Genomic DNA, 26,594 nt, shown 5'->3' with positions numbered 1-26,594 from the left:
ATTGGAGAGCCTGCCATGGTGATGCTGACCGATGCCGAACAAGCCATGCTGGACGGAGAGTCCGGCGCCGCGACCCAAAAAGCCATGGAACTGCTCATCCGCTATGCCGACGCGCTTGGCGCGGAGCGCTTCGTCGAGACAAACAACGTTGCCGGCGTGCCCGGCTCCGCCCCGCAATGGGTGAAAGATTATTACGCGGCGGATGGCGGCGATTACCGCGCCGTCTTCTCCCGCTTCGATCTCGACAGCGACGAAGTGGTGGACGTGCCGCGCATGAACGCCTTTTCCTGCCATCTGCAGGGCGGCATGGACCCCACGCTGTGGCAGGAGCAGGGCATGACGGCGGAGGCGCACGACAATTTCGTCTCCGACGAGGCGGAAGTCGCCGCCCACGGTATCCAGATCCTCAAGACCTGCACGCCCTATCTCGCCGGCAACGTGCCGGTGATGGGCGAGCACTGCGCGTGGATGGAATCGAGCGCGGTGGTGTTCGCCAACTCCGTCATCGGCGCGCGGACCAATTGCGAGGGACGCGAATCCACCAGCGCCGCGATGCTGGCCAAGCGCATTCCCGACTGGGGCTTCCACCGCGACGACTTCCGCAAGGGGCAGCATAGCGTGGACGTGCAGGTGCCGGTCGACAGCATCTTCGAATGGGGGATGCTCGGCTATTTCGTCGGCGATGCCGTGCAGGACACGATCCCCGTCATCACCGGGGACATCAGCGAGGCGAGCCTCATCCGCCACAAGCATTTCGGCGCGGCCGCGGCCTCGTCCGGCGGCGTCGAGATGTATCACATGGTCGGCATCACCCCCGAGGCGCCGAGCGTGGAGACGGCCTTCGGCGGCGCGGCGAAAGGCGAGCGCTTCGTCTATGACGCGGCGGCCCGGCGGCGCATCTACGAGACGCTGAACAGCGTCGGCTCCAGCGAGGATGTCGATTATGTCATGCTCGGCTGCCCGCATTATTCCATCGAGCAAATCGCCCAGGTCTGCGCGCTGATCGAGGGCCGCAAGGTGAGCGCCAACAGCGCTTTGTGGGTGTTCACCAGCCGGGCGGTGAAGGCGACGGCGGACGCCAATGGCTATTCCAAGATCCTGCGCGATGCGGGCGCCTACCTCATGACCGACACCTGCTCGGCGATCAGCCAGGCGGTGCCCAAGGGCACGAAGGTCGCAGCGCTCGATAGCGCCAAGCAGGTGCATTATCTGCCCGCGATGATGGGCATCGAGGGCTGGTACGGCACCACCGCCGACTGCGTGGACGCCGCCTGTACCGGCAAGTGGAAAGGAGCCCTGGCATGAGCGACGTTCTGGACAAGCCCCGCCTCATCATCCGCGGTCGCTCTGTCGTGCCCGGCGTCGCCGAGGGCGAGGCGCTGGTGACGCGCGAGACGATCTCCGGCTGGGGCGGCGTCAACCCGATGAGCGGCACGGTGATCGAGAGCCGCCATGAGCTGAAGGGCCAGAGCTTTGCAGGCAAGGTGCTGGTCTTCCCCGGCGCCAAGGGTTCCTCGGGCTGGTCGAGCATTTTCCACATGTCCAAGCTGCGCGGCGCCTCACCGGTGGCGATGGTGTTCAACATCATGACCACCAAGGCCGCGCTCGGCGCGGTGGTGATGCGCACGCCGACCGTGACCGAGTGCGACCAGGACCCGCTCGACGCCATCCGCACCGGCGACTGGGTGCGGGTGGATGGCGATGCCGGGACGATTACGGTTTGGGATCGCAGGCCGGGGTGAACGGGGGTGTGCGGATCGGCCTTCCCGTGATCCTCATCCTTCGTCATTCCCGCGAACGCGGGAATCCAGCTTCGACACTGCCCCATAGCGCAAGCGCTGACCTGGATTCCCGCGTTCGCGGGAATGACGAAGAGGAACCGGGCGTGAAGTTATCCGCGCAGGCTTCGGCTCGCTACCTTACCGCCGCGCCATGATGCTCTGCGCCACGGCCTCGGCGACCTTGATGCCGTCCATCGCCGCCGAGAGGATGCCGCCGGCATAGCCCGCGCCCTCGCCGGCGGGGAACAGCCGCGCGACGTTGAGGCTCTGATAATCCTTGCCGCGCGTGATGCGGATCGGTGAGGAGGTGCGCGTTTCCACGCCAGTCATCACCACATCGGGATGATCGTAGCGCGCGATCTGGCGGCCGAAGGCGGGGATCGCCTCATGGAAGGATTCCAGCACGAAATCCGGCAAACACGATGATAGGTCCGTCATCGTCACGCCCGGCTTGTAGGAGGGGGTGATGCTGCCCAGCTCTGTGGAGGCGCGTCCGGCCAGGAAATCCCCCACCGTCTGCCCCGGCGCGCAATAGTTGGAGCCGCCCGCGACGAAGGCCAGCGACTCCCAATGCCGCTGCAGCGCGATGCCCGCCAGCGGCCCATCGGGATAATCGCGCGCGGGATCGATGCCCACCACCAGCCCCGAATTGGCATTGAACTCGGCGCGGGAATATTGGCTCATGCCATTGGTGACGACGCGCCCTTCCTCGGATGTTGCCGCGACGACCCGGCCACCGGGGCACATGCAGAAGCTGTAGACCGTGCGCCCGTTCGCGCAGTGATGACTGAGGCTATAGGCCGCTGCCCCCAGCACCGGATGCTTGGCGTATCGCCCGTAGCGCGCCTCATCCACCCAGGCCTGCGGATGCTCGATGCGCACGCCGAGCGAGAAGGGCTTGGGCTCGATGAACACGCCGCGCTCGTGCAGCATCTCGAAAGTCGGCCGGGCGCTGTGGCCCACGGCGAGGATGACATGATCGGCCTCCAGGAAGCTCCCGTCGTGCAGATGCAGCCCGCGCAGGGCCATGTTACCATCCGGGCTGCGATCCAGCTCCAGCCCGTCCACCCGCGTCTGCCAGCGATATTCGCCGCCGAGCGCCTCGATGGTGCGGCGCATGCTCTCCACCATGGTGACGAGGCGGAAGGTGCCGATGTGCGGATGTGCCTCGGTGAGAATGTCCTCCGGCGCGCCGGCGCGGACGAACTCCTCCAGCACCTTGCGGCCGAGGAAGCGCGGGTCCTTCACCCGGCAATAGAGCTTGCCGTCCGAAAAGGTGCCCGCCCCGCCCTCGCCGAACTGGACATTGCTGTCCGGGTTCAGCTGTGAGCGGCGCCAGAGGCCCCAGGTATCCTTGGTCCGCTCCCGCACCACCTTGCCGCGATCCACAATGATCGGGCGGAAGCCCATCTGCGCGAGGATCAGCCCCGCGAACAGACCGCACGGCCCGGCGCCGATGACGACCGGGCGCAGGCCGGACCAGCCCTCCGGCGCGCGGGTGACGAAGCGATAATCCGTATCCGGGCGCGGCCGCACATCCTTGTCGCCCGCGAACCGCGCCAGGACGGCGGCTTCGTCGCGCAGGGCGACATCCACGGAATAGACGAGCAGGATCGCACTCTTGCGCCGCGCATCATTGCCGCGCCGCACGACCTCATGGCTGAGCAGATCGGTCTGCGGAATGCCCAGGCGCGCGGCAATGGCGGGCGCGAGCGCATCGTCCGGGTGATCGAGAGGCAGGGTGAGACCGGTCAGGCGGATCATCGCGCCGCCCTAGCGCGTGTGAGGCGGAAGGGGAATGGGGGTGATGGGTGCGAACCTGATTTTTCCAAGCGCCGGAATTTTATTGAAAACAAGTTAGCTAGGCCGCCTAGGCAGGCCCCAAGGCTGACCGACCAGCTGCTTTCAGGCAACGTCTAAAGGTTTCAATTGGCGAGTTTTGGGTGCTCAGCGAACCGGCGACGTTTAAGTTGTATCTGCACGCATCGGCAATTCACGCACGAACTATAATACAGCAGCGCAAGCCGCCACGACCGTTAAAACCACATAAAAGCACACAATAATTGTCCAATAGATGAGCGGCTGATCTCGCCGCGTTATAAACAAGACTGGTCCGTCTTCGTCAAAGGTTTTGATCGTGCCTGTCCGAAACATCTGAAATGCGCGCAAGCCAGCGAATAGCAACAATAGGAAAATGCCAGCTTGAAGGATCGAAATCACTCTACCAATCTTTCTAGAGGAATGCCGGTTATCAGCGATTTTATGGCCGCTACAAGAAGGACTACGGTCACGTCCAGGCAGGCAGCTACCGCGATGGCTTAAAGTGTTACGATATTCAAAATTTTTCTATCCCGTCTAGAACGGAATAGCACTATCCCTCGCTTCGTTTAGACGCTCCGTTGTCCTCGGATCGATCTCCAAAAGCTTGTCGATCTCCTCTGCGATCTGCTCTGCCGTCCGATTCTTACGCGGAAGCGCTTGATGCTTTCCGATAAAGCCGGTCGGGTCCTCGTCCATCTTGAATGAGATCACCTTGGTGCCGCGGCCGAGCGCAAAACCCACCTCCTGCTGGCACCACGTTGAGTCTTTAAATCCGCGAGTGTGAACTGCAATCAGCGCATCCATGGTTTGCAATCCGCGTTCGATTTCATCTTGCCATGCCAAGGTGGGATGAATGTCTTCGTGCGCAACGAAGCCGGCGATTTCATACGAAGCCAAGGCCTTTTTCAGCCGGGTCGCAATCAACTTGTCTTTTGAGATATGCGAAATGAACAGGCGAAATGCTTTTGTTCCCTGCCAGTTCATCGGCGGCTTGACCGCCTCAAACTTCCCCGCTGGAACAAGATCAAGCTCCTGCGCCACACGCAGCAAATCGTTCTCGGGAACATGCGATAAAACGGCCTTCGCATAGACGCGTTTGCTATTAACGCCGCCCCAAGTTTCCACACTTGCAGTCGAAATATTCAACGCTGCAAAAAAGGCGTCGATATCAGTGAAGGTATACCGGCGCTGCAGTTCAGTACCGACCTTCTCTAACAACTCCATCCGCTCAGCTGCCCGCATGGCTTGCTCTTATTCGACATTGAGACCAGCGAAAACACCAATAATGCACTAGACCGCATAGACAGAGCGGGCGTACAGCCGAGCGGCCCCTCACTCCCCCTTCAACACCCCCGCAACGATCGGCCCAACCCGTCCCACAATCCTCTCCACGCCTTGCGGGTTGGGGTGGATGCCGTCCGCCAGCATGAGGGTGCGATTGCCGATCACGCCATCGAGGAAGAAGGGGTAGAGCGGCGCGTCATATTTCTTCGCGAGATCGGTGAAGATCGGATCGAAGGCCTTGGCGTAGTCGGCACCCATATTGGGGGCGGAGACCATGCCGGTGAGCATGATGGGGATGCCGCGCTTTTGCAGCTCGGCGAGGATCGCATCGAGATTGGCGCGCGTTTCCTTTGGCTCCAGGCCGCGCAGCATATCGTTGCCGCCGAGGCCGACGATCACGAGGTCCGGCTTGCGCTCCAGCCCGTCGAGCGTGAAGGCGAGGCGCTGGCGGCCGGCTGCGGTGGTATCGCCCGAGACGCCGGCATTGACCACCTGCGCGGGCACGCCCTGCCCCCCCAGCGCGCGCTCCAGCACCGGGGCAAAGCCCTCGCGTGGCCCAAGATTATAGCCGGCGTAGAGGCTATCCCCGAACACCACGACCAGCTTGCGGTCCGCGACCGGGGCGCTGCGGGCGTCAGGGCCATTTGCCGTATTGGAGAGGGCTGCGGCGGCGTTATTGCCGGCACCAGCACCCCCCTGAGTGTCGGGAGTTTGTGGAGAACAGGCGAGCAGTGCTTGGACAAGCAGCAGTGAGACACCATAACGAGTAAACGTCTTTGCCACGCGAGGCCCTTTCCGCATGCATGCACCCATCGATGCCTCCCATATCGCGATCCGCGCCCGCAATGTCACCCTCTCGCTCGGTACGGGCGAGGCGAAGGTGGATATCCTCAAGGGCGTGGACCTGAACATAATGCGCGGGGAGAGCATTGCGATCCTCGGCGCCTCGGGATCCGGCAAGTCCTCGCTGATGGCGGTGCTCTCCGGCCTGGAGCAGGCGAGCGGCGGCAGCGTGAGCGTGGCGGGCACGGATTTCAGCACGCTGGATGAGGACGGGCTGGCGCGCGCGCGGCGCGGCCAGATCGGCATCGTGCTGCAGGCATTCCACCTGCTGCCGACGATGACGGCGGTGGAGAATGTCGCCGTGCCGCTGGAGCTGGCGGGGCTTGAGGACGCCTTTGCGCGAGCGCGCGCGGAACTGACGGCGGTGGGTCTCGGGCATCGCGTCGACCATTATCCCGCCCAGCTTTCCGGCGGGGAGCAGCAGCGCGTGGCGATTGCGCGCGCGGTGGCGCCGGGGCCGCAGATCATCTTTGCCGATGAGCCGACGGGCAATCTGGACGGGCACACCGGCGCGGCGATCATCGACCTGCTCTTCACCCGCCAGCAGGCGAGCGGGGCGACGCTCATCATCATCACCCACGACCCCGATCTGGCCCAGCGCTGCAACCGCATCGTGGAAATGCGCGACGGGCTGATCGTGGAGGGCGCGCCCGCATGACGACGCGGATGAGGGCTTTGGGCCTGCAGGCAAGCTGGTCGATTGCCCGGCGCGACCTGAATGCAGGCCTGCGAGGGCTGCGGCTGCTGTTCGTCTGCCTGTTCCTCGGTGTGGCGACGCTGGCGGCGATCGGCAGCCTGACAACCTCCATCACCAGCGAGATTAGCGCACGGGGGCAGACGATCCTGGGCGGTGATATCGAGGCGCGGATGAGCCAGCGCGAGGCAAGCGAGTCCGAGAAGCAGACGCTACGCGCGCTGGGGACGATGAGCGAGACAATCCGGTTGCGGGCGATGGCGAATGCAATGGGGGCCGGCGATACGGATGGCCCGGCTGCGGTGCTGACCGAACTCAAGGGCGTCGATGGCGCCTATCCGCTCTATGGCACGCTGCTGCTCCGCGCGGGGAGCTATGCCCCGCTGCCCGCCGACCGCATCCTGATCGGCGAGGCGCTGGCGGAGCGGCTGCAGATCAAGCCCGGCAATGCGCTGCGCTATGGCACCGCGACCTTCACCATCGCCGGCATCATCGCCGAGGAGCCGGACCGGGTGGGCGAAGGCTTCACCCTCGGCCCGGTCGCCATCGTCTCGCTCGACGGGCTGCGGCGCACGGGCCTCATCCAGCCGGGCAGCCTCTATGAGAGCAAATATCGCGTCCGCGTGGCGCCGGGCACCGATGTCGAGGCGCTGCGCAAGCGGCTGGAGGACGAGCAGGCCGAGGCGGGCTGGTCGTTCCGCGACCGGGAGAATGCGGCGCCGGGCACCAGCCGGTTCATCGAGCGGATGGGGCAGTTCCTCTCGCTCATCGGCCTCACCGCGCTGGTGATCGCGGGCATCGGGGTGAGCAATGGCGTCTCCTCCTATCTCGCGATCAAGCGCGGCGGCATCGCGACCTTCAAGGTGCTGGGGGCGACGTCGGCGGATATCGAGCGCATCTACCTGATGCAGATCGGCACCGTGGCGGCGATTGCCATTGCCTGCGGGCTGATCGTGGGCGCGCTGCTGCCGCCGGCGCTGATTGCCGTGCTGGGCGATGTGCTGCCGGTGCAGCCGGGCTTCCGCATCCATCCGCTGCCGCTCATCACCAGCGCGGCTTATGGCCTGCTGATCGCCTATATCTTCACCCTCCCGCCGCTGGACCGCGCGCGGACGCTGCCGGTCGCCGCGATCCTGCGCGCGCATGTCGAGCCGCGCAGCCGGCTGGACCGGCGCAGCGTCGCGGGCGTGGTGCTGGGCGTGCTGGCGGTACTGGCGATTGCGCTCGGCACGGCGCGCGAGCCCTTGTTCTCGGCTGCAGTGCTGGGGGCGACGGCGGCGGTGCTCGGCCTGCTGCTGCTGCTTGGCTGGGGGATCAGCGCGATCGCCCGGCGGGTGCCTCGCCCGCGTCGGCCGCTCTGGCGCCTCGCCATCGCCAATCTCTATCGCCCCGGCGCGCAGACGTCCGCGCTGGTGATCGCGCTCGGCCTTGCCCTCACGCTGTTCGTCACGCTGGCCGGCGTGCAGACCAGCCTCACTGCCGAGATCGACCGGACGGTGCCCAAGAAGGCGCCCAACCAGTTCGTGCTCGATATCCCGTCCGATCAGGAAGCGCGCTTCCGGCAGATCGTAGCGAAAGAGGCGCCGGCGGCGGAGCTGAACGTCGTGCCGGCGCTGCGCGGGCGCATCGTGGCTTATGCCGGGCAGCGCGTCGCCGACATGGAGGAACTGCCCGAGGGCGCCTGGTTCCTGCGCGGCGAGCGCGGCGTGACCTATAGCGCGACCCTGCCGGAAGGGAGCGATCTGGTCGCAGGGCAATGGTGGGCGCCCGATTATGCCGGGGCGCCGCTCATCTCGCTGGACGAGGAAGCCGCGAAGACGCTCAACCTCAAGATCGGCGACAGCATGACGGTGAGCGTGCTCGGCCGCGAGATCGAGGCCAAAATCGCCTCGCTGCGCAAGGTGAACTGGGACAGCATGGGGTTCAACTACGTCATGGTCTTCTCGCCCAGCGCCTTGGCGAGTGCACCGCACAGCCTCACCGCCACCATTACCATGGACGAGGCGCAAGGCGCGGGCGTGACGCGCGCGCTGCTCGCTGCTTTCCCCGGCGTCTCGGTCATCGCGGTGGCCGAAGTGGTCGAGCAGATCAGCGGGCTGCTCGAGCAGATGTCCGGCGCCATCGTGGCGGCGGCCTCCATCGCTATCTTCGCGGGCGTCGCCGTGCTGATCGGCGCCATCGCTGCCTCGCGGCAAGCGCGCAGCTATGACAGCGTGATCCTCAAGACGCTGGGCGCGACGCGATGGCAGATCCTCGGCACGCAGGCGATGGAATATGCGCTGCTCGCTGCCACGCTGGCGCTGGTCTCGCTGGCGCTGGGCATGGGCGCGGCCTGGTACGTGATCGTGCAGGTCTTCGAGTTCGGCTGGGCGCCGGACTGGGGCGTGGTGCTGGCGACACTGGCGGGCGGCGCGATCATCACGCTAGGCATCGGGCTGGCGGGATCGATCCCACTGATGTCGCTGCGGCCCTCGCGGGCCCTGCGGGAATTGTAAGGGTAGAAATTTGTCCACAGCTTATGTGCACTTGTAGACATAAGTCCGCTTTACAGGCGCCTAGGGTCCCTCTTATGGTTAATGCATCTCAGAAGCATGACCATTTAACGGATCATCAAACGGCCGATGAAGCATTCCTTGAGCCATTTGACAGGTCTTTTTGCGCTCTACGGCCTGCCGCGGCCATGGGCGATAGCAAAGCAGCTTTCGAGGCAATTCGCCTCGCTGGCTGAGCTGGTCCACGCTCCACCGGACGTCCTCAAATTGCGGGGCGCTTCGGAGGCGCAGATACGCGCGATCAAGGACTTTCGGAGCCTTCATCTCAGCGTGCTGGCATCCGAAGCGTTGAAGACCACGCAGCCCCTCGATGTCGAAAAGTTGAAGCGTCACCTTGCTGCGGAAATCGGGCATTGCCGGATCGAGCACTTCCATGTGGTCTATCTGAGCCAGCTCAAACACGTCATCGAGAGCCGTACTCATTGGTCCGGGGGATATGACAGCACCCCGGTCTATGTCCGCGAAATCGTCATGACCGCGATCATCCTCGGGGCGGCGCACATCATTCTTGCCCACAACCACCCCTCCGGCATCGCCGAACCCAGCAAGGCCGACCGGATCATGACGGACCAAATCTGCAAAGCGGCGCGCCCCTTGGACATTCAAGTCGCAGACCACTGGGTTTTTGCCGGTCAGGCCGTCTTCAGCTTCGCCGAACACGGCCTGTTGTAGCGGGCGGGGTTGCGGCAATGGCTCGCAGGCCTGGCACGGCTGAAGGAAGCGGCTTCAGGCCATGTCGGCTGGCAGAACCTGCTGGGGATGCAGTCAGTCCACTTTGATGCTCTGTGGCCCACAGCAATATCTCAGAAAAGGCATGGGCAGTGAACAAAGTGATCGCTATGATCGGCTTATGGAAAGCCCAGAAGACCGTGTGGACTATGACCGCCAGCCTCCAGAGGAGGGCATTCCGAAAGATCGAAGTCGTTGGCTGCTGTTAATCAAAGAAATGCGGGCCGCCCATAGTTGCGGCATTTATGAAGCCGAGTGCCGGGCTTTGCAGCAGCCTGCCTGGAAACGATGGGTCGCGCGCCAAATCAATCATGACGCCGAATGTGCAAAAATGGCGCGCAGCCATATTCGCTATAACGGCGACAAAGCTCTGATCGCGGAAGACAATGGAAAGCTGATCGTCCGCAATGGCGTGGGTTCCAAATAGGCCCCCTTTTGCTCTCACTCCGTTGAAGAGCAGCATTGATTTCCAGCCCAGTCCAACCCTCTCCTGTTCCAGGAGAGGGCTGACGGACCAGCTCAGAACAGCTGATCGAACGCCGTTTCCAGCCGCTTGAGGCTGGCGGGCACGTCCTTGAGCTTGTCGAGGCCGAAGAGGCCGATGCGGAAGCTGCGATAATCCGGGCCTTCATCCACCATCAGTGGCACGCCGCCGGCGACCTGCAGGCCGAGCGCGGCGAAGGGCTTGCCGGTCTGCATCGCGGCATCCTTCGTGAACACCACGACCACGCCCGGCGCGGCAAAGCCATCGGCGGCGACCGACCGCACGCCGCGCTCCGCCAGCATCGCCCGCACGGCATTGCCCTGCTCCCATTGCGCGGCGCGCAGCGTCTCGAAGCCGATTTGCTTGGTTTCCATCATCGCCTTGTGGAAGGTGCGCAGGGCATCGGTGGGCATGGTGGCATGATAGGCATGGCCGCCGTTCAGATAGGCTTCCATGATGCTGTTCCACTTGGCGAGATCGATCGCGAAGCTGGTCGACTGGCGGGCGCGGCAGCGCTCCAGCGCGGCGGCGTTCATCATCACCAGCCCGGCCGACGGCGGCGCGGACCAGCCCTTTTGCGGGGCGGAAATGAGGATGTCGACGCCGGTCGCGACCATGTCCACCCAGATGCAGCCCGATGCGATGCAATCGAGCACGAAGAGGCCGCCGACCTCATGCACCGCGTCCGCGACGGCGCGAATATAATCGTCCGGCAGGATCATGCCCGACGCGGTCTCGACATGCGGGGCGAAGACGACGGCGGGCCGCTCGGCACGGATGGTGGCGACGACCTCGTCGGCAGGCGCGGGCGCGAAAGGCTGGTCCGCGCCGCCATTGCCGATGCGGCGGGCCTTCATGACCGTTTCCGACGCGGGGATCGATCCCGCCTCGAAAATCTGCGTCCAGCGATAGGAGAAGAAGCCGTTACGGATGACCATCACCTTTTCGCCGGTGGCGAATTGGCGGGCGACCGCCTCCATCGCATAGGTGCCGCCGCCGGGGACGACCACCGCGCGCTCGGCGTTGTAGACTTCGCACAAGGTGGCGTGGATATCGCGCATCACGCCCTGGAAAGCCTGGCTCATATGATTGAGCGAGCGATCCGTGAAGACCACCGAATATTCGAGCAGGCCATCGGGATCGATATCGGGGCGCAGGGCGGGCATAGATGGTTCTCCTTGCTTCAGGCAGCGCATCCTGATGCTGCCCGTTCGTGCGACGGCGCTGACTCGATGCCGTGCAATCGCCGCTGGCCGCGCATAGCGGGGCATGGTGCGGGATGCCAGTTGATCCTTCGCATCACCGCTCGGTGCTTGGATGAAGCGAAAGATGCAGATCGCGCTTGACGACGTCCACAGGGATCGGCATGACGCTGTTAATGCGATTCATTGTCATTAGCAGATGATGCAACCGCAACGCCTTCACCCGCGCGAACCCCTCTTCGCGCGGCGCGGACGTTCCCGGCCTGCAGGTGCAGCGGGCCGGGAACGTCCTTCCACCGGCGATATGCGCGCTTGCCTTGCCGGCGCCAGCGCCGCCTGCCATCGCCCCTGACTGCCACGGGAGAGATTGCCTATGTATGCGTTTCTGGATTGCCCGCTTTCCTTGCTCGATCGTGGCGGCCGTCTGCTCGTCTGGGCCATGCGGCATTGGGCAAAGGCGGTCTCTTGCGGGCGCTGCCCGTGCGGCGATGTCGGCCCCGCCTTTCACAAGGCGGATCTCATGGCCGGCTTCCCGCATTTCCACATGATGATGGCGGTGCTGAACCGTCACGCGCGCGAGAAGCTGTCCTTTGCGGACGTCGATTGCCCCCGGCTCAGCGATGGCGAGGCGCTTCTGCTCAGCCTGATCCGCCTGGCGGGCGGGGCGCACGCAGATCGAACGCCCGCGACGGTCGCGCTTGTCGTGCAGCCCGAGGGCGCCCCGGCGCTACGTATGGCGCTGGATTCGCTCGGCGCGGCGCTACGGACGGTTGAACTCTGGCCCGCGCTGCCCATGTTCGATCCCGCCACTGTAAGGTTCCCCAATGAATGACATGACCCATCACGGCTTCGAGCTCGAGCCGACCGGCGCACTCAGCGTGGAATCCGTTCGCTGGGTGAAGCACTGGAACGACCATCTCTTCAGCTTCGCGATCACGCGGCCGGCGAGCTTCCGCTTCCGCTCCGGCGAGTTCGTGATGCTCGGCCTGCCGGGTGAGAATGGGCGGCCGCTGCTGCGCGCCTATTCCATCGCCAGCCCCGCTTATGCCGAGGAACTGGAATTTCTCTCGATCCGCGTCGAGGATGGCCCGCTCACCTCGCGCCTGTGCAAGATTCAGCCCGGCGACCGTCTCTATCTTGGCCGCAAGCCCACCGGCACGCTGGTGATGGACGCCCTGCGGCCCGGCAGCCGCCTGTTCCTGCTCTCCACCGGCACGGGCCTCGCGCCCTTCCTCAGCCTCGTGCGCGATCCGGATGTCTATGAGTATTTCGGCCAGGTCATGCTCGCGCACAGCGTGCGCACGGTCGCCGATCTGGCATGCCGCACCGATCTGGAAAGCCAGCTCGCCGGCGATCCGCTGGTGCAAGATCAGGCCCTGCTGCAATTCCATTATTGCCCCACGGTGACGCGCGAGCCTTTCCGCACCACGGGGCGGCTCGATGCCCTGATCGACGACGGCACGCTATTCCGCGGCCTGAGCGGCCCCGCGCGCCTGGACCCCGAAACCGACCGGGTGATGATGTGCGGATCGATGGCGATGATCCGCGACTTTTCCGCCCGCCTCGACGCGCTCGGCTTTGAGGAGGGCTCGAATGCCAAGCCGGGGGATTATGTGATCGAGCGGGCGTTCGTGGATTAGGTTTTAGGTGCAGAGGGTTAATCGCGAAGGCGCTTCACCTTCGTCATTCCCGCGAACGCGGGAATCCAGCTCGGACGTTACTTCCCGGCGCAGGCGTGGAACTGGATTTCCGCGAGCGCGGGAATAACGAAATCCTGGTCGCCCACGGCGATCAGGCGCTCCAACTGACTGCAAGCGCGCCCAGCGCCTTGAGCGCGGTTTCGTCTTGCGGCCGGACGTCTTCGGCGAAGGTCGGCGTCTCGACATAACCGATCACGATCAGCGGACTGCGTCCACCCGGCGGGACCAACACCGCCAGATCGTTTGTCTTGTTGCCAACGCCCTGGCGCATCCCGGTGCCCGTCTTGTCCATGCCCTGCCAATCGGTGGGAATGCCGGCCCTGATGCGATTGCGCCCGCTCTGGGTCTGCACCATCCACTCCCTCAGCCGGTCGCGACTGGCCGCGCTGAGCACATCGCCAAGCACGATCTTGCGCACGGTTTGCGCCATCGCCGCTGGCGTTGTGCTGTTCTGCTCGGTGCCGGGCGGGATCACATTGATCTCCGGCTCATAGCCATCCAGCCGGCTCGTGCTGTCGCCAATCTCCCGCCAGAAGCGGGTCAACGCTTCCGGGCCGCCGAGCCGGCGCATGAGGATGTTGGCGGCGGCATTGTCGCTGGTGATCTGAATCGCCTGGGCCAAGCTGAAGATCGGCAAGCGCCCTCTGGCGAGATTTTCCTCCACCACCGGCGCGTAGGCGACGAGGTCCGCCTGGCTGAAGCTCAGCTCTTCCGCCAGATCGAGGCGCCCGGCGTCGCTCTCGCGCAGGGTCATTGCCGCCAGCGACAATTTGAAGGTCGAGCAGTGACAGAAGCGTTCGTCAGTCCGCCAGCCGAAGCTGCGTCCGCTGCCGGTATCGAGCACGAGCGCGCCCAGCCTGCCGCCGATCGCGCGCTCCATCGCCTGCAGGCGGGCCACCGGTTCATTCATCCCCTCCCGCTTGTCGGCACAGCCGGCCAGCAGAACACTCGCGCCCATAGCCAGGGCAAAATCGCGACGATCGATCATCCGGCTTTGATAAGCGGGACGAACCGGTTTCGCCAACCCTTCCTGACTGCGCCGCGCGTTGCCCGGCATGCTAAGCGAGAAAACTCGCCAGGACGGCCTATTGGGTGCTGCATCACAAGGCAAAACTGTGCATTAGGTTTGGTAGATGCTGACGATATTGCTGATTTCCTTCCTCGGCGCCTGCCTGATGCCGCTGCTGGCCTACGTCATTGGGCGTGGTGCGGGCATGGTGATCGCCCTCTTCCCCTTCGGCCTGCTCGCGGCGTTCGTAAACATGGCGCAGTTCGTGGAACGGGGCTGGGTCAAGGGGGAAGCGGCGGAATGGGCACCCTGGCTCGGCCTTGATTTCACGCTGCGGCTCGATGGCTTTTCCTTCCTGCTCTGCCTACTCATTACCGGGCTGGGCGGCTTGGTGACGATTTATGCCGGCGGCTATCTCACCAACAAGTCGCCGGCCGAACGCGCCCGTTTCTTCTGTTACATCCTGCTCTTTCTCAGCGCGATGCTGGGGGCGGTGCTGGCCGAGAATCTGCTCGTCTTCCTCGTCTTCTGGGAAGCGACGAGCATTCTCTCCTTCCTCCTCATCGGCTTTGAGGGACGCAGTGCCCGCGCCCGCCGGGCGGCGCTGATGTCGCTGCAGGTGACGGCGTTCGGCGGTCTCGCCTTGCTGATGGCCGTCGCGATGATCGGCCATGTGCTCGGCACCTACTCCATGGCGCAGGCGGTGGCGCGGGTTGGCGAATTGCATGACAGCCCGTGGGGCGCGGCCATCGTCGTGTGCATCCTGATCGCGGGTTTCACCAAGTCCGCGCAATTCCCGTTCCACTTCTGGCTGCCCAACGCGATGCAGGCGCCAACGCCCGCCTCGGCCTATTTGCACTCGGCGACGATGGTGAAGCTCGGCATCTATCTGCTCGCCCGGTTCGAGCCGGTGATCGGCGCGGAAAGCTGGGGACGGGGCGCGCTGATCACCGTGGCCTGCGTCACCATGCTCGTCGCCGCGTTGCAGGCCCTGCGGGCCGAGAACTTCAAATCCGCGCTGGCTTATTCCACGGTCGCATCACTCGGCATTCTCGTGCTGCTCGTCGGGCTGGACGGACCGGCGGCGTCGGTGGCGATGATCGGCTTCCTGTTCGCGCACGCGCTCTACAAGGCGGCATTGTTCTTCTGCGCAGGATCGGTGCTGCACGCGACGGGCCTCTACAGTTTGCGCGCCATGGGCGGGCTTGCCCGGCATCTGCCGCTGACGGCGCTGGCCTGCCTCGGTGCCAGCCTTTCCATGGCCGGCATTCCGCCGTTCATCGGCTTCATCTCCAAGGAATTCCTGTTCCAAGCGCAGTTGGAGAGCAGTTGGGAAGTCATCCCGCTGGCCATCGCCGTGATGGTCAACGCCGTCATGGTCGGCGTGGCCGGAGTGGTGACGCTGCGGCCGTTCTTCATGGGCCGCGGCAAGGTGAACAAGGTGCAGCATGGCGAGACCTTCTCGCTGGTGATGCCGCCGCTGCTGCTCTCTGCCGCCGGCCTGTTCATGAGCCTCGCGCCGGACTGGATCACGCGCGTCGCCATTCGCCCGGCTGTCGCGTCCGTCTACGGCCGGGCCGTGGAGGTGGACCTGACCGTGTGGCACGGCCTGACGCCGATGCTGCTGCTGAGCTTTGTCGTGGTCTCCATCGGCGCCCTGATCGTGGCCTTCTGGCGGAAGATCCACATCTGGCTGCGGCAGACCAAGCAGTTCAACACCTATGAGATCGAGCCGCTGTGGGAAATCAGCCTGCGCAACTTGATCCTTTCCTCCCGCAAGCTGACGGACGCGCTCCAGCATGGCGACCTGCGCCGCTATCTGCTGGCGGTGGTCGGCGGCGCCGGGTTGCTGATCGCCTGGTCGGTGGCGAAGGCGGGCGTCGCGCCTGACATCCCATTCCCCGGCGATTTCCGGCCGGGCGAGGCGCTGGTGGCGCTCATCGGGCTCGGCGGAGCCATTGCCGCTGCTCGCGCCAATACGTTGCTCAGCGGCATGATCGCCACCGGCCTTGCCGGCTTTGCCGCCGCGATTACCTTTTTGATGAACGGCGCGCCCGATCTTGCGCTCACCCAGTTCACCGTCGAAGCGCTGCTCGTCGTGCTGCTCTCCGCCCTGTTACTGGCCGTACCGCTCGCCAGCCCGGCGACCCGCACCCGCGCCATGCGCAAGCGCGATGCCCTGCTCGCAACCAGCATCAGCGCGCTACTGTTCCTGGCGGTGATGGACATGGCCGCGCGCGAACATGTGTCCGCCGCCAGCCACTTCTTTGGTCAGATGAGCCTCGCGGCGGCGCACGGCCATAATGTCGTCAATGTCATCCTCGTGGATTTCCGCGCCATCGATACGCTGGGCGAGACAATCGTGATTGCCATTGCGGCCGTCATGGCGCGCTCGCTGCTGCGCAGCCGGGGCAGTGAAGGGCCGGTGCCCGGTCCCGAGCCGGTCCACTTCTCGCTGCAGGTTGCCGGGCGCTGGATCAGCCTGCTGCTGCTGCTCGCCTCGCTGGTCATTCTGTTCCGCGGTCATAACCAGCCAGGCGGCGGCTTCGTCGGCGGGCTGGTCGCGGCTCTCAGCTTTGCGCTGCTGGCACTGGCTTATGGCGTCAATCACGCCCAGCGCGTGCTGCGCCTGCGCACCCTGACGCTGGTGGGCCTGGGCATGCTATGCGTGCTGCTCGCTGGCCTGCCCGGCCTGATAACCGGCGAGCCATTCCTGACGCATCTCTGGTGGGAGCCGGGCGGCCTCATCCCGGCCCTCTCGACCACATTGATCTTTGATCTGGGCGTGTATCTCGTGGTGCTCGGCGCCGTGCTGGCCTTCCACTTCGGCCTCCAGCGGGAGGCGACGCGATGACCCTGCTCTATGGCGCTGTCGGCGCGGGCATCATCGCCTGCGCGCTCTACATGATCCTCTCGCGCAATCTGGTGAAGATGCTGCTTGGCTTCTCGATGCTCGCGACGGGGGTCAACATCCTGATCTTCCTCGCCGGGCGTATTCAGAGCCGGCAGCCTCCCATTGTGGGCGAAGGCCAGCGCGCGCTGGGCGAGTCCGCCGATCCGATTACGCAGGCGTTGATCCTCACGGCGATCGTCATCGGCTTCGCGCTCACGGTGATGCTCGCCGTTTTGGTGCTGCGCGCCTGGCGCCACAGCCATAGCATCGATGCGCGCAACGTCGATTCCGCCGAGGCGCTGGGCACGCCGCAGGAGCGGGAACTGACCGATGACTGATGCGCTGCTGCTGCCCGCGCCCGTCATCCTGCCCTTCATCGGCGCGGCCCTGGTGCTCATCCTGCGCGCGCGCATCGCGCTCACCCGCGCCATCGGCCTGATTACGAACGGCCTGCTATTGGTCGTCTCGCTGCTGCTGTTCGTGCAGGCCAATGGCGGCAACCTCGTCCCGCTCACCGTCTTCGGCGGCTGGCCGCACGGCATCTCGATCAGCTTCTCGGCGACGATGCCGGGGCTGGTGCTGGTGGTCGTCACGGCGCTCATCGCCTTTGCTTCCGCAATATATGCGCTGGTCGACGTCGGCCCGCGCCGCCGCCGCGCCGGCTATGACGCGCTGATGCTGGCGATGACCGGCGCGGTGAACGGCGCGTTCCTGACCCGCGATCTGTTCAACCTCTATGTCTGGTTCGAACTGGCGCTGATCGCCGCGCTGGGCCTGCTGACGCTGGATCGCCGCCCGGCGCAGATCGACGGGGCGATCCGCTATGCCAGCTTCTCCATGTTAGCGGCGACCTTCATCCTGCTCGGCGTCGGCATGATCTACGGGATCACCGGCACGCTGGATGTCGGCGCAGCAGCCACTGCGCTCGCCAGCCGCCCGCCCAGCTTCGCCTCCGCCACTGCGACCGCGCTGTTGATGGCCGGTTTCGCGCTCAAGGCCGGGCTGTTTCCCTTCCACCTCTGGCTGCCGGCCTCCTACCATACCGGGCCACTCACCGCCGTGGCCGTGTTTGCCGGCCTGCTCACCAAGATGGGCTTTTATGCGCTGCTGCTGGTCTTCGCCGGGGTGTTCGGCGTAGGCGCGGGCGGCATCGGCGCCGCGCAGATGGTGCCGGTGTTCGGCTGGATCGCGGCTGCGACAATCCTCATCTGCTGCGCGGGCGCGCTGGCACACACAGACATGCGCCGCATCCTCGCCTACCATATCGTCGCGCAGGTGGGCTACATGACCATCGGATTGGCGATCGCCACGCGCGAGGGGATTGCCGGCGCGGTGTTCTACATGGTCCACTCGATCATCGTGCAGGCCAATCTGTTCCTCGGCGCAGGCCTGATCCGCCGGGCGAGCGGCAGCTGGGATCTCACCCGCGCTGGGGGCATGGCGCGGACGAACCCGCTCTTTTCGCTGGTGCTCGCCGTGCCGGTGCTGTCGCTGGCGGGCATCCCGCCCCTCTCCGGCTTCTGGGCCAAGTTCATCGTCATTCGCGAAAGCTTTGATGCAGGCATGGCCTGGCTGGGCATTATCGCGCTGATCGGCGGGCTGATGACCATCGTCTCCATGTCCATCTTCTGGTCCGATGCCTGCTGGAAGGAACCGCGCGGCAAGCCGGTGCGCAAGGTGCCGCTGGCGGGGTTGATCGCCATGGCGATCCTCTCCGGCGCGACCATCGCCATCGGCCTACTGCCACAAAGCCTGTGGACGCTCTCACTCCTCTCCAGCCGCGCGCTGGCCGCCGTCAGCGGAGGCGGCTTATGAGGCCCGCCCGCCGTCTGCGCGCCGGACTGACGCTGGTCGCGATGTTCCTGTGGGATCTCATCGTCGCTTCTCTGGCCGTCGCCAGGATAGTCCTGTCGCCCCGCATCCGCACGGCACCGGCGATCATCCGCGTGGAGACGGAATTGGAGCGGCCCTGGGCCGTGGCCCTGTTTGCCTATTTCATGTCGCTCACGCCCGGATCGACCTGCCTGCATGTCTCCGAGGACCAGCGCAGCCTCTACATCCATGTCCTCAACACCGCCGATGCGGAGACGACCATCGCGCGGTTTAAGCGGATCTACGAGCGCTGGATCATGGAGTTGGAGCGATGATCGATATGGCGACGCTCACCACTGTTCTCGCCGTGCCGCTGGCGCTGGCCTTCCTGCTCGCCGGCTGGCGCATGGTGACCGGGCCGAGCTTTGCCGACCGGTTCGTCGCGCTCGACATGCTGACCGCCATCGCCGTGGGGTTCGCCGCGCTGACCACGCTGGCGACCGGGCGCGGCGCCTTTCTGGATATTGCGCTCGGCATCTCGTTGATCAACTTCGTCGCCACGGCAGCCTTCGCCGTGTTCCTGGAACGCAAGCGGAGGCGGCAATGATGATCCTCGCCATGGCCCTGCTGATTGCAGGTACCGCCTTTCTGCTCATCGCCGCCATCGGCATCGTGCGACTGCGCGATCCCCTGCAGCGGATGCACAGCGCCACCAAGGCCGGCACGCTGGGCGCAACGCTGATGCTGCTCGGCGTCGTGCTGGCGGCCGACATCGCGGAGCTGAATTGGACCAGCGGGCTGACGATCCTGTTCCTGCTCATTACCCTCCCGATCGGCGCGCAGCTGCTCGGCCGCGCTGCCTATGTTTCCGGCACACGACTGGAAGGGCTGGCGCATGATCCGCTCAGTGAGGAACTGGAGCGCCATCCCGGCAAGGCTGACGAGCTGACGCGGGACAGCTAGGCCTCAGCGTCCCCGAGGACGAACGGAAACGCCAAGTTTCGCTCGTCCGGATATGTTGCCCATTTGCAACAATCTGGCGCCACTAGTGATGCACCGCAACCACGAGATGGTTGACCCCGTTAACCGGGCTCCATAAGCGGCCCGTCCGCCTCGTGCAGAAGGCGAGATTAAAACAAGGAAAATACAATGAAACTTGCTGTTCTGGCTTCCGCAGCCGCCGTGATCGTTGCCACCCCTGCCGCTGCGCAGGAAGGCCCCACCTTCTCCGGCCTGAGCCTCGCGGTCCTCGGCGGCTATGACTCGGTGCGGCTGAGCGACGGCGTCGACAATGGAAGCAGCGATGATTTCGCTTATGGCGTGAGCCTCAGCTACAATGCCGATCTCGGTTCCGCCGTGGTTGGCGTCGAAGCGGAAGTCGCTGACTCCGAGGTCAAGGAATCGGTCACGGACCAGTTCGTGACGGGCGATGAGCTGTCCCTGTCAGCAGCGCGCGATCTGTACGTCGGCGTCCGCGCTGGCGCCAAGCTCGCCCCCAACGCGCTGATCTACGCGAAGGCCGGCTACACCAACGCCCGCCTCAAGGTGAGCTACACCGACGGCGTCGACTCCATCAGCGACGGTGACAAGCTCGACGGCTATCGTCTCGGTGCCGGCGTTGAGTACAGCTTCGGCCGCTTCGGCATCCGTGGCGAGTACCGCTTCTCCGACTATGGCAAGCTGAAGTTCGACGATGTCGACACCGGCATCAGCATGCAGCGCCATCAGGTCATGGTCGGCCTCGTCGGCAAGTTCTGATCCAGCGATTTCGCTAAACGGGAAGGGTCGGCCTTGCGCCGGCCCTTCTTTTTTGTACGCGACATGGCCAATCCAGGCGCGCCGGTTCCGATCTAGGCGGCGACGGCGCTCACCAGCAACGCCTTGCCGGCCAGCATGACGCCTTGGCTCGGCACATGATGCGGCGCAAAGGCGGCCGCAAGGCGGGCCTGCGCCTCCGGCATCCGGTCAGGCGCGACCTGATTGCCGATGTGCATGGCCGACAGCACGAAGGTCGCGGCATCCTGCGCGCTCGCGCCGGGTCCGCCGACGGGCAGGTCGCGCAGGCACGGCGCCACCTCCATGTTTGCGAAGCCGGTATGCGCCAGCACCTCTCCCAGCCATGCGGTATCGGCGAAGGCGAACGGGCCGGGCGCTCTGGGGTCGGGCCGCCCATCCGGTGCCGGCAGCAGATCCTTCAGCGCCTGCTGCATCAGCTGCATCCAGGGATTTTCCGGCGGCGCCGCCCAGACCGCGAGATCGATGCGGCCGCCGTCGCGGACCTGCCCGCGCAGATTGCGAAACGCCGCCTTGGGCCCGGCAAAGAACATCGACCCGAAGCGCGAAAACAGCCGGTCGAACGGCGCGCCGTTGATCGGCGCCGCGCCAGCGTCTGCACAGACGAAGCTGACATTCTGCAGGCCACTGAGCGTCGCACGCGCACCGCAGGACAGGATGAGGTCGGACGAGATATCGACGCCGGTGACATGCCCCTCCGGCGCCACCGCCCGGGCAATCGCAAGGCTGGTGCCGCCACCGCCGCAGCCGACATCGATCACGCGCTCGCCCGGCTGGAAGTCCGCCCGAGCCAGCGCCACTGCGCCGATCGGGTCAATCATCCCCTCAAGCCGATCCAGATTGGCGAGCCAGTTGCGCCCCATGTCGCCTGCCCAGCCTTCAGCAGTTTTGCTGATCCCCACCCCGCTGTTATCGGCACCCATGCCTTTGTCTCCCGACCCATGATGCAGCCCCTGCCGTCATGACTGTCCGGCAGGCCGCTTGCTCAATAGATGACAATGTCCCGTCCCTCTGTCGAGCGGCGATGCGCGCGACATCAAATGCTTTGCGCTTGCATGTTTCCACGCAGCGCAAGCTCCAGCATCCGCGCCGCCAGTTCGCGCTCGCCCATCACGACGTCACCGATCCCCAGCTTGATCAGATGATCCACCTCGCCGTCCGAATGGGCCCGCGCGACAATGCCGATCCCGGGGCGCAGCGCGCGCGCCTTCTGGGCGATGGCCCCGGCGTCGAACCCCTCGGGAATCGCAATGAGCAGGCTGGTCGCGCGGTCGATGCCGGCCGCCTCCAGCACCCGCCGGTCCAGCGCGTTGCCGGTCACCGCCTCATGGCCGTCGCGCCGCGCGGCATCGGTCAGTTCGGCATTGCTCTCAATGACCACCAGCGGCTTGTTCCGCTCGCGCAGGGCCTTGGCGATCAGCCGGCCGACGCGGCCATAACCGACCAGCACGACATGCACGAGCGTGGCGGACGGCGCTGCCACCGGCGGCGCATCGACCTTGGCTGCCTCGCTCGCGCGATGGGCGATGTAGGAGAACAGGAAGGGATGCAGGAAGATCGAGATGATCGCGCCGGCCAGAATCAGATCGCGCGCCTCGGACGGAAGGACGCCGAGACCGAAACCCAGCGTGACAAGAATGAACGAGAACTCGCCGATTTGCGCCAGGCTGGCGGCAACCGTCATCGCCGTCTCGCGCGGATAGCCGGATACCCGGACGATGGCATAGGCAGCGAGCGATTTGCCGACCGTGATGATCGTCACTGTCGCGAGCAGCGGCAGCGGCTGGCGAAGGATGACCATCGGATCGAACAGCATCCCAACCGAGACGAAGAACAGCACCGCGAACGCATCGCGCAACGGCAGCGTCTCCTCGGCCGCGCGCCGGCTGAGCGGGGTTTCGCCGAGGATCATGCCCGCAAAGAAGGCGCCGAGCGCGAAGGACACATCGAAGATGAAGGCCGATCCAGCCGCCACGCCCAGCGCAATCGCCAGCACGGCAAGGCGGAATAGCTCGCGCGAGCCGGTATGCACCACCCAGTGCAGCGCCCATGGAATGATCCGCCGCCCGACCAGCAGCATCAGCGCGACAAAGCCGCTCACCTTGAGGATCGTGACCAGAACCGGCCAACCGATGGCCGAGAGACCCTCGCTCTGCGGATCGAGTGCGATGCCGGCCAGCACCGGCAGCAACACCAGCGCCAGAACCATCACCAGATCCTCGACGATCAGCCACCCGACGGCGATGCGTCCGCGCTCCGTCTCGACCAGATCGCGCACCTGCAGGGCGCGCAGCAGCACGACGGTACTGGCGACCGACAAAGCCAGGCCGAAGATGAACCCCGAGAGCAGGCCCCAGCCCATCAGCCAGGCGAGCGCCATGCCGAGCACGGTGGCGGTGGCGATCTGCACCACCGCGCCGGGCACGGCGATGCGCCGCACCGCCATCAGATCCTTCACCGAAAAATGAAGGCCGACCCCGAACATCAGGAGGATCACGCCGATTTCGGCAAGTTCATTGGCGAGGTTGGGATCGGCGACAAAGCCCGGCGTGAACGGTCCCACCATCACACCGGCGACGAGATAGCCGGCAATGGGCGAGACCCGCAGCCGCATCGCCAGCGCGCCCATGAAAAAGGCAGCGACGAGGCCGGCGACCACCGTGGCGATGAGCGGCGTGTAATGCGGCATCCTGTATGGCAGCTCCTGTTGATGCGAGATCGTATCGCGCGGGCTGCGAGACCTGCGGCCGCCCCCGACCGGGGGTTTTGCGCGGCACCGCAACCATCGCTTTGTCGCGTGGAGTGTAATGGCTTGACGACCATGCGCAACGATGGTCATTGCCTTCAAGTACTTAGGCTGGCCGTCCTGGCTGTAACGAGACCGCGGACCATCCGCGTTGCTGGCCGTTGCGCCGAGCGCCGCTTTCCGCTAAGGGCCGCGAGAAATTCCGGCCGGATGACCCGTGTCGGCCGTCCACAAGCCCAGAGAGATTATCATGAGCCCCCGTCCCAACGCTCTGCGGAACGTTGCCATCATCGCGCACGTCGATCATGGCAAGACCACCCTCGTCGACCAGCTTTTCCGCCAGTCCGGCACTTTTCGAGATAATCAGCGCGTCGATGAGCGGGCGATGGACTCCAACGATCTGGAGAAGGAGCGCGGGATCACGATTCTCGCTAAGCCCACCTCCATCGAGTGGGAAGGCACGCGCATCAACATCGTCGACACACCCGGCCACGCCGACTTCGGCGGCGAGGTGGAGCGCATCCTCTCGATGGTCGATGGCGTGGTGCTGCTGGTGGACAGCTCCGAAGGCGCGATGCCGCAGACCAAGTTCGTGACCGGCAAGGCGCTGGCCCTCGGCCTGCGTCCCATCGTGGTCGTTAACAAGGTCGACCGGCCCGATCAGCGCATCCAGGAAGTGCTGGACGAGGTGTTCGATCTGTTCGTGAGCCTCGACGCGACCGACGAGCAGCTCGACTTCCCCGTGCTCTATGCCTCCGGCCGCAACGGCTATGCCAGCACCGACCCGACCAAGCGCGAAGGCACGCTGACGCCGCTGTTCGAGACGATCGTCAACCATGTGCCGCCGCCGGCGCTGGACATCGACGCGCCGTTCACCTTCCTGGTAACGCTGCTGGACCGCGACAACTTCCTCGGCCGTATCCTCACGGGCCGCGTGACCTCCGGCACCGTGAAGATCAATCAGCCCATCCATGCGCTGGACATGGACGGCAAGGTCATCGAGACCGGCCGCGCCTCCAAGATCATGACGTTCCAGGGCCTCGACCGCGTGCCGGTCGATGAAGCGCGCGCCGGCGACATCATCAGCCTCGCCGGCCTGACCGTCGCCACCGTGGCCAACACCATTGCCGACACCTCGGTCTCCGAGCCGATCAAGGCACAGCCCATCGATCCGCCGACGCTTTCCATGCGCTTTGCGGTGAACGATTCGCCGATGGCGGGCCGTGAAGGCGACAAGGTGACCAGCCGCATGATCCGCGACCGCCTGTTCCGCGAAGCCGAGAGCAATGTCGCGATCAAGGTCACCGAGAGCGCGGACAAGGACAGCTTCGAGGTCGCCGGTCGCGGCGAGCTTCAGCTCGGCGTGCTCATCGAGACGATGCGCCGTGAAGGCTTCGAGCTCGGCATTTCGCGTCCGCGCGTGCTGTTCGGCGAAGACGAGAACGGCAACCGCACCGAGCCTTATGAGACCGTCGTCATCGACGTGGACGACGAATTCTCCGGCACGGTGGTCGACAAGATGAACCAGCGCAAGGCCGAGATGACCGACATGCGGCCCTCGGGTGGCGGCAAGACCCGCATCACCTTCTCGGCGCCCTCGCGCGGCCTCATCGGCTATCATGGCGAGTTCCTCTCCGATACGCGCGGAACCGGCATCATGAACCGGCTGTTCGAGAAATACGGTCCCCACAAGGGCAAGATCGAAGGCCGCAAGAACGGCGTGCTGATCTCCAACGGCGCCGGCGAGGCCAATGCCTATGCGCTCGGGCCCCTTGAGGAGCGCGGTGTGCTGATGGTCGGCGTGGGCGAGGCGCTCTACGAAGGCATGATCATCGGCGAGAACGCCAAGCCGGAAGACCTTGAGGTCAACCCGATGAAGTCCAAGGCGCTCACCAACTTCCGCGCCAGCGGCAAGGACGACGCCGTCCGCCTGACGCCGCCGTGGAAGCTGACGCTGGAGCAGGCCATCGCCTATATCGACGATGACGAACTGGTCGAGGTGACGCCCAAGACCATCCGCCTGCGCAAGCGCTACCTCGACCCCAACGAGCGCAAGCGCGCCTCGCGGTCCAAGGCCGCTTGAGCCAAGGGGCGCTTGTCCAACCGGACGAGCGCCCTTTTTTTTGGGGGAAGAGGCGGCGTGCGCCGAACGACCCCATTCCCAGTCCCGCTCAAGGGCGTTGTGCGCGCGAGGGACAAGCTCCAAACCCTCTCCCCTTGAGGGAGAGGGATGCGCAGACTTGGCAGCCTGCTGCCTTAGTCGAAGCTGGGAGAGGGGTGAGCGATCCAAAGGATCTCGCGGATCAGAGATCCGCCACCCCTCATCCAACTCCGCCTAACCGCCAGATGGCGACAAGGCTCCGTATCCTTCTCCCTCAAGGGGAGAAGGTTGAATTTGACCCGCGCCACATCGTCCTCGCAACCTAGCGCGCAGGCGTGGGCGTTGCTGTCCCAGTCGTCCGCATCGCGGCGACAACCCGTTCCGCCTCGGCATGGGCCTCCGCCTCGACACCCTGATAATCCCGCGTGTAGCGCTGGGCGAAGCCCTGGACGCCCCATTGGCGATACTGGTGCACATGATGCAGCTCATGCGCCCAGAGGCCAACATCCGAGGCGGCATCCTCGGCGGAGCGGAAGAGCACCACATCGTCCAGCGTGATCGCCGCGGCATTGCTGCGGTTGAAGGTATTGGTCTGCAGGCTGAACTCGTGACCCTGGCCAACGCGATAGCGCACGCGGTCCAGCAGGGCGTCCGGCATATGGCCGCGCAGCCGGGCGCGAATGGCGGGCGGAATCGGCTCGACGCCGGCAGCCACCGCATCGTTGCGCGAGGCGGTGATCCAGCTCGCCAGCGCCTGCGCCGCGAACAATTGCCCCGCACCCTGCAGATCGGTCAGCAAGCGCCGGCCTGCCTCGTCGAATGCCGGCACGAGCTGACGGGCGGCGTCCTGAGCCCGCGCGGGAACGGTGAAACCGTATGCGGGAATCAGAAGCCCCACCGCAGCAAGCGGCACGACCAGCAGGGAAGGAAAGGAGAAACGGGGCATAGAGCAGGCTTCTAGGTCGTCGCGGCTGAACCCGCTTTTAACGCCTTACGCGTCCCACGCCCTTCGCGACCATCCTTCCACATATCACCGCATCCAGGGCACGCCCCATGGGCAGATGAACGGCCTGTTTCGCGGACGTTCAGGCCGGTTTGGCAGAGAGGATGGATCGGACGAGCGAAGGCCGCGCGCAACGCCGACATTGG

Annotated in this window: 24 protein-coding genes; 16 read left to right on the top strand and 8 right to left on the bottom strand. The window is 65.2% G+C overall.

What is annotated here, in order from left to right; all coding sequences use genetic code 11:
• Positions 1–15: 15 nt before the first annotated feature.
• Both M2339_RS00515 and M2339_RS00510 read left to right on the top strand, forming a co-directional pair.
• The gene (locus M2339_RS00515) at positions 16–1,305 is read left to right on the top strand and encodes an aconitase X catalytic domain-containing protein (RefSeq protein WP_264587857.1); all 1,290 of its coding nucleotides are present in this window, start codon (positions 16–18) and stop codon (positions 1,303–1,305) included.
• Positions 1,302–1,742, top strand: coding sequence for an aconitase X swivel domain-containing protein (locus tag M2339_RS00510; protein WP_264587858.1), 441 nt, complete (start codon positions 1,302–1,304; stop codon positions 1,740–1,742). The genes M2339_RS00515 and M2339_RS00510 overlap by 4 nt, the downstream gene beginning before the upstream one ends.
• Before the next feature lie 177 nt (positions 1,743–1,919).
• Here the strand turns inward: M2339_RS00510 and M2339_RS00505 are convergent, their stop codons facing one another.
• The 3 genes from M2339_RS00505 to M2339_RS00495 all read right to left on the bottom strand — a co-directional run bounded on the left by M2339_RS00505 (position 1,920) and on the right by M2339_RS00495 (position 5,687).
• Entirely contained in the window at positions 1,920–3,545 is a 1,626-nt protein-coding gene (locus M2339_RS00505) for an NAD(P)/FAD-dependent oxidoreductase (protein WP_264587859.1), read from the bottom strand.
• A gap of 591 nt (positions 3,546–4,136) precedes the next feature.
• A complete protein-coding gene (locus tag M2339_RS00500; RefSeq protein WP_264587860.1) occupies positions 4,137–4,844 on the bottom strand; it encodes a toll/interleukin-1 receptor domain-containing protein in 708 nt (235 codons plus the stop codon).
• Between the two features lie 90 nt (positions 4,845–4,934).
• Entirely contained in the window at positions 4,935–5,687 is a 753-nt protein-coding gene (locus M2339_RS00495; RefSeq protein WP_264587861.1) for an arylesterase, read from the bottom strand.
• On the opposite strand from M2339_RS00495, the gene M2339_RS00490 reads away from it, so the two are divergent.
• The 4 genes from M2339_RS00490 to M2339_RS00475 all read left to right on the top strand — a co-directional run bounded on the left by M2339_RS00490 (position 5,686) and on the right by M2339_RS00475 (position 10,131).
• The gene (locus M2339_RS00490; RefSeq protein ID WP_264587862.1) at positions 5,686–6,387 is read left to right on the top strand and encodes an ABC transporter ATP-binding protein; all 702 of its coding nucleotides are present in this window, start codon (positions 5,686–5,688) and stop codon (positions 6,385–6,387) included. The two genes, M2339_RS00495 and M2339_RS00490, sit on opposite strands and share 2 nt — an antisense overlap.
• An 8-nt stretch (positions 6,388–6,395) precedes the next feature.
• Positions 6,396–8,918: an ABC transporter permease gene (locus tag M2339_RS00485; protein ID WP_264606473.1), complete on the top strand. Its 2,523-nt coding sequence runs from the start codon at positions 6,396–6,398 to the stop codon at positions 8,916–8,918.
• Positions 8,919–9,044: 126 nt separating this feature from the next.
• Positions 9,045–9,647 carry a JAB domain-containing protein gene (locus M2339_RS00480; protein WP_264587863.1) on the top strand — a complete coding sequence of 201 codons (603 nt, stop codon included), beginning with the start codon at positions 9,045–9,047 and terminating at the stop codon, positions 9,645–9,647.
• A gap of 61 nt (positions 9,648–9,708) precedes the next feature.
• Positions 9,709–10,131, top strand: coding sequence for a hypothetical protein (locus M2339_RS00475; protein ID WP_264606117.1), 423 nt, complete (start codon positions 9,709–9,711; stop codon positions 10,129–10,131).
• Positions 10,132–10,223: 92 nt separating this feature from the next.
• Here the strand turns inward: M2339_RS00475 and M2339_RS00470 are convergent, their stop codons facing one another.
• Positions 10,224–11,354, bottom strand: a complete 1,131-nt coding sequence (locus tag M2339_RS00470) for an aminotransferase class V-fold PLP-dependent enzyme (protein WP_264587865.1) — start codon at positions 11,352–11,354, stop codon at positions 10,224–10,226.
• Between the two features lie 439 nt (positions 11,355–11,793).
• Between M2339_RS00470 and M2339_RS00465 the strand changes: the two genes are divergently transcribed.
• Positions 11,794–12,222 (top strand): hypothetical protein, encoded by a 429-nt coding sequence (locus M2339_RS00465; RefSeq protein ID WP_264606116.1) that lies wholly within the window; start codon positions 11,794–11,796, stop codon positions 12,220–12,222.
• The gene (locus M2339_RS00460) at positions 12,215–13,030 is read left to right on the top strand and encodes a ferredoxin--NADP reductase (RefSeq protein WP_181560632.1); all 816 of its coding nucleotides are present in this window, start codon (positions 12,215–12,217) and stop codon (positions 13,028–13,030) included. The genes M2339_RS00465 and M2339_RS00460 overlap by 8 nt, the downstream gene beginning before the upstream one ends.
• A gap of 151 nt (positions 13,031–13,181) precedes the next feature.
• Here the strand turns inward: M2339_RS00460 and bla are convergent, their stop codons facing one another.
• Positions 13,182–14,078 (bottom strand): class A beta-lactamase, encoded by an 897-nt coding sequence (bla, locus tag M2339_RS00455; protein ID WP_264606115.1) that lies wholly within the window; start codon positions 14,076–14,078, stop codon positions 13,182–13,184.
• Positions 14,079–14,223: 145 nt separating this feature from the next.
• On the opposite strand from bla, the gene mbhE reads away from it, so the two are divergent.
• The 7 genes from mbhE to M2339_RS00420 all read left to right on the top strand — a co-directional run bounded on the left by mbhE (position 14,224) and on the right by M2339_RS00420 (position 20,562).
• Entirely contained in the window at positions 14,224–16,953 is a 2,730-nt protein-coding gene (mbhE, locus tag M2339_RS00450) for a hydrogen gas-evolving membrane-bound hydrogenase subunit E (protein ID WP_264587868.1), read from the top strand.
• Entirely contained in the window at positions 16,950–17,330 is a 381-nt protein-coding gene (locus tag M2339_RS00445) for a sodium:proton antiporter (RefSeq protein ID WP_264571306.1), read from the top strand. Before mbhE ends, M2339_RS00445 begins: the two co-directional genes overlap by 4 nt.
• The gene (locus M2339_RS00440; protein WP_264587869.1) at positions 17,323–18,807 is read left to right on the top strand and encodes a complex I subunit 5 family protein; all 1,485 of its coding nucleotides are present in this window, start codon (positions 17,323–17,325) and stop codon (positions 18,805–18,807) included. The genes M2339_RS00445 and M2339_RS00440 overlap by 8 nt, the downstream gene beginning before the upstream one ends.
• A complete protein-coding gene (locus tag M2339_RS00435; RefSeq protein WP_264587870.1) occupies positions 18,804–19,139 on the top strand; it encodes a Na+/H+ antiporter subunit E in 336 nt (111 codons plus the stop codon). Before M2339_RS00440 ends, M2339_RS00435 begins: the two co-directional genes overlap by 4 nt.
• Positions 19,136–19,411 (top strand): monovalent cation/H+ antiporter complex subunit F, encoded by a 276-nt coding sequence (locus tag M2339_RS00430; RefSeq protein ID WP_181560637.1) that lies wholly within the window; start codon positions 19,136–19,138, stop codon positions 19,409–19,411. Before M2339_RS00435 ends, M2339_RS00430 begins: the two co-directional genes overlap by 4 nt.
• Entirely contained in the window at positions 19,408–19,767 is a 360-nt protein-coding gene (gene mnhG / locus M2339_RS00425) for a monovalent cation/H(+) antiporter subunit G (RefSeq protein WP_264587871.1), read from the top strand. Before M2339_RS00430 ends, mnhG begins: the two co-directional genes overlap by 4 nt.
• A 186-nt stretch (positions 19,768–19,953) precedes the next feature.
• Positions 19,954–20,562: an outer membrane protein gene (locus M2339_RS00420; RefSeq protein ID WP_264587872.1), complete on the top strand. Its 609-nt coding sequence runs from the start codon at positions 19,954–19,956 to the stop codon at positions 20,560–20,562.
• A gap of 92 nt (positions 20,563–20,654) precedes the next feature.
• Here M2339_RS00420 and M2339_RS00415 read toward each other — a convergent pair whose 3' ends face one another.
• Positions 20,655–21,521: a class I SAM-dependent methyltransferase gene (locus tag M2339_RS00415; RefSeq protein WP_264587873.1), complete on the bottom strand. Its 867-nt coding sequence runs from the start codon at positions 21,519–21,521 to the stop codon at positions 20,655–20,657.
• Between the two features lie 113 nt (positions 21,522–21,634).
• On the bottom strand, positions 21,635–23,287 hold the full coding sequence (gene ybaL / locus M2339_RS00410; protein WP_264587874.1) for a YbaL family putative K(+) efflux transporter: 1,653 nt from the start codon (positions 23,285–23,287) through the stop codon (positions 21,635–21,637).
• A gap of 307 nt (positions 23,288–23,594) precedes the next feature.
• Here ybaL and typA point away from each other — a divergent pair, with 307 nt between their 5' ends.
• A complete protein-coding gene (gene typA, locus M2339_RS00405) occupies positions 23,595–25,427 on the top strand; it encodes a translational GTPase TypA (protein ID WP_181560642.1) in 1,833 nt (610 codons plus the stop codon).
• 340 nt (positions 25,428–25,767) lie between these two features.
• Here typA and M2339_RS00400 read toward each other — a convergent pair whose 3' ends face one another.
• Positions 25,768–26,391 carry a DUF4157 domain-containing protein gene (locus M2339_RS00400; protein ID WP_264587875.1) on the bottom strand — a complete coding sequence of 208 codons (624 nt, stop codon included), beginning with the start codon at positions 26,389–26,391 and terminating at the stop codon, positions 25,768–25,770.
• Positions 26,392–26,594: the final 203 nt, after the last annotated feature.

The sequence above is a fragment of the Sphingobium sp. B2D3C genome (assembly GCF_025961835.1).
Lineage (GTDB): Bacteria > Pseudomonadota > Alphaproteobacteria > Sphingomonadales > Sphingomonadaceae > Sphingobium.
Note: the sequence above shows the minus strand (reverse complement) of the source record. Positions and strands in the feature narration are given on the sequence as shown.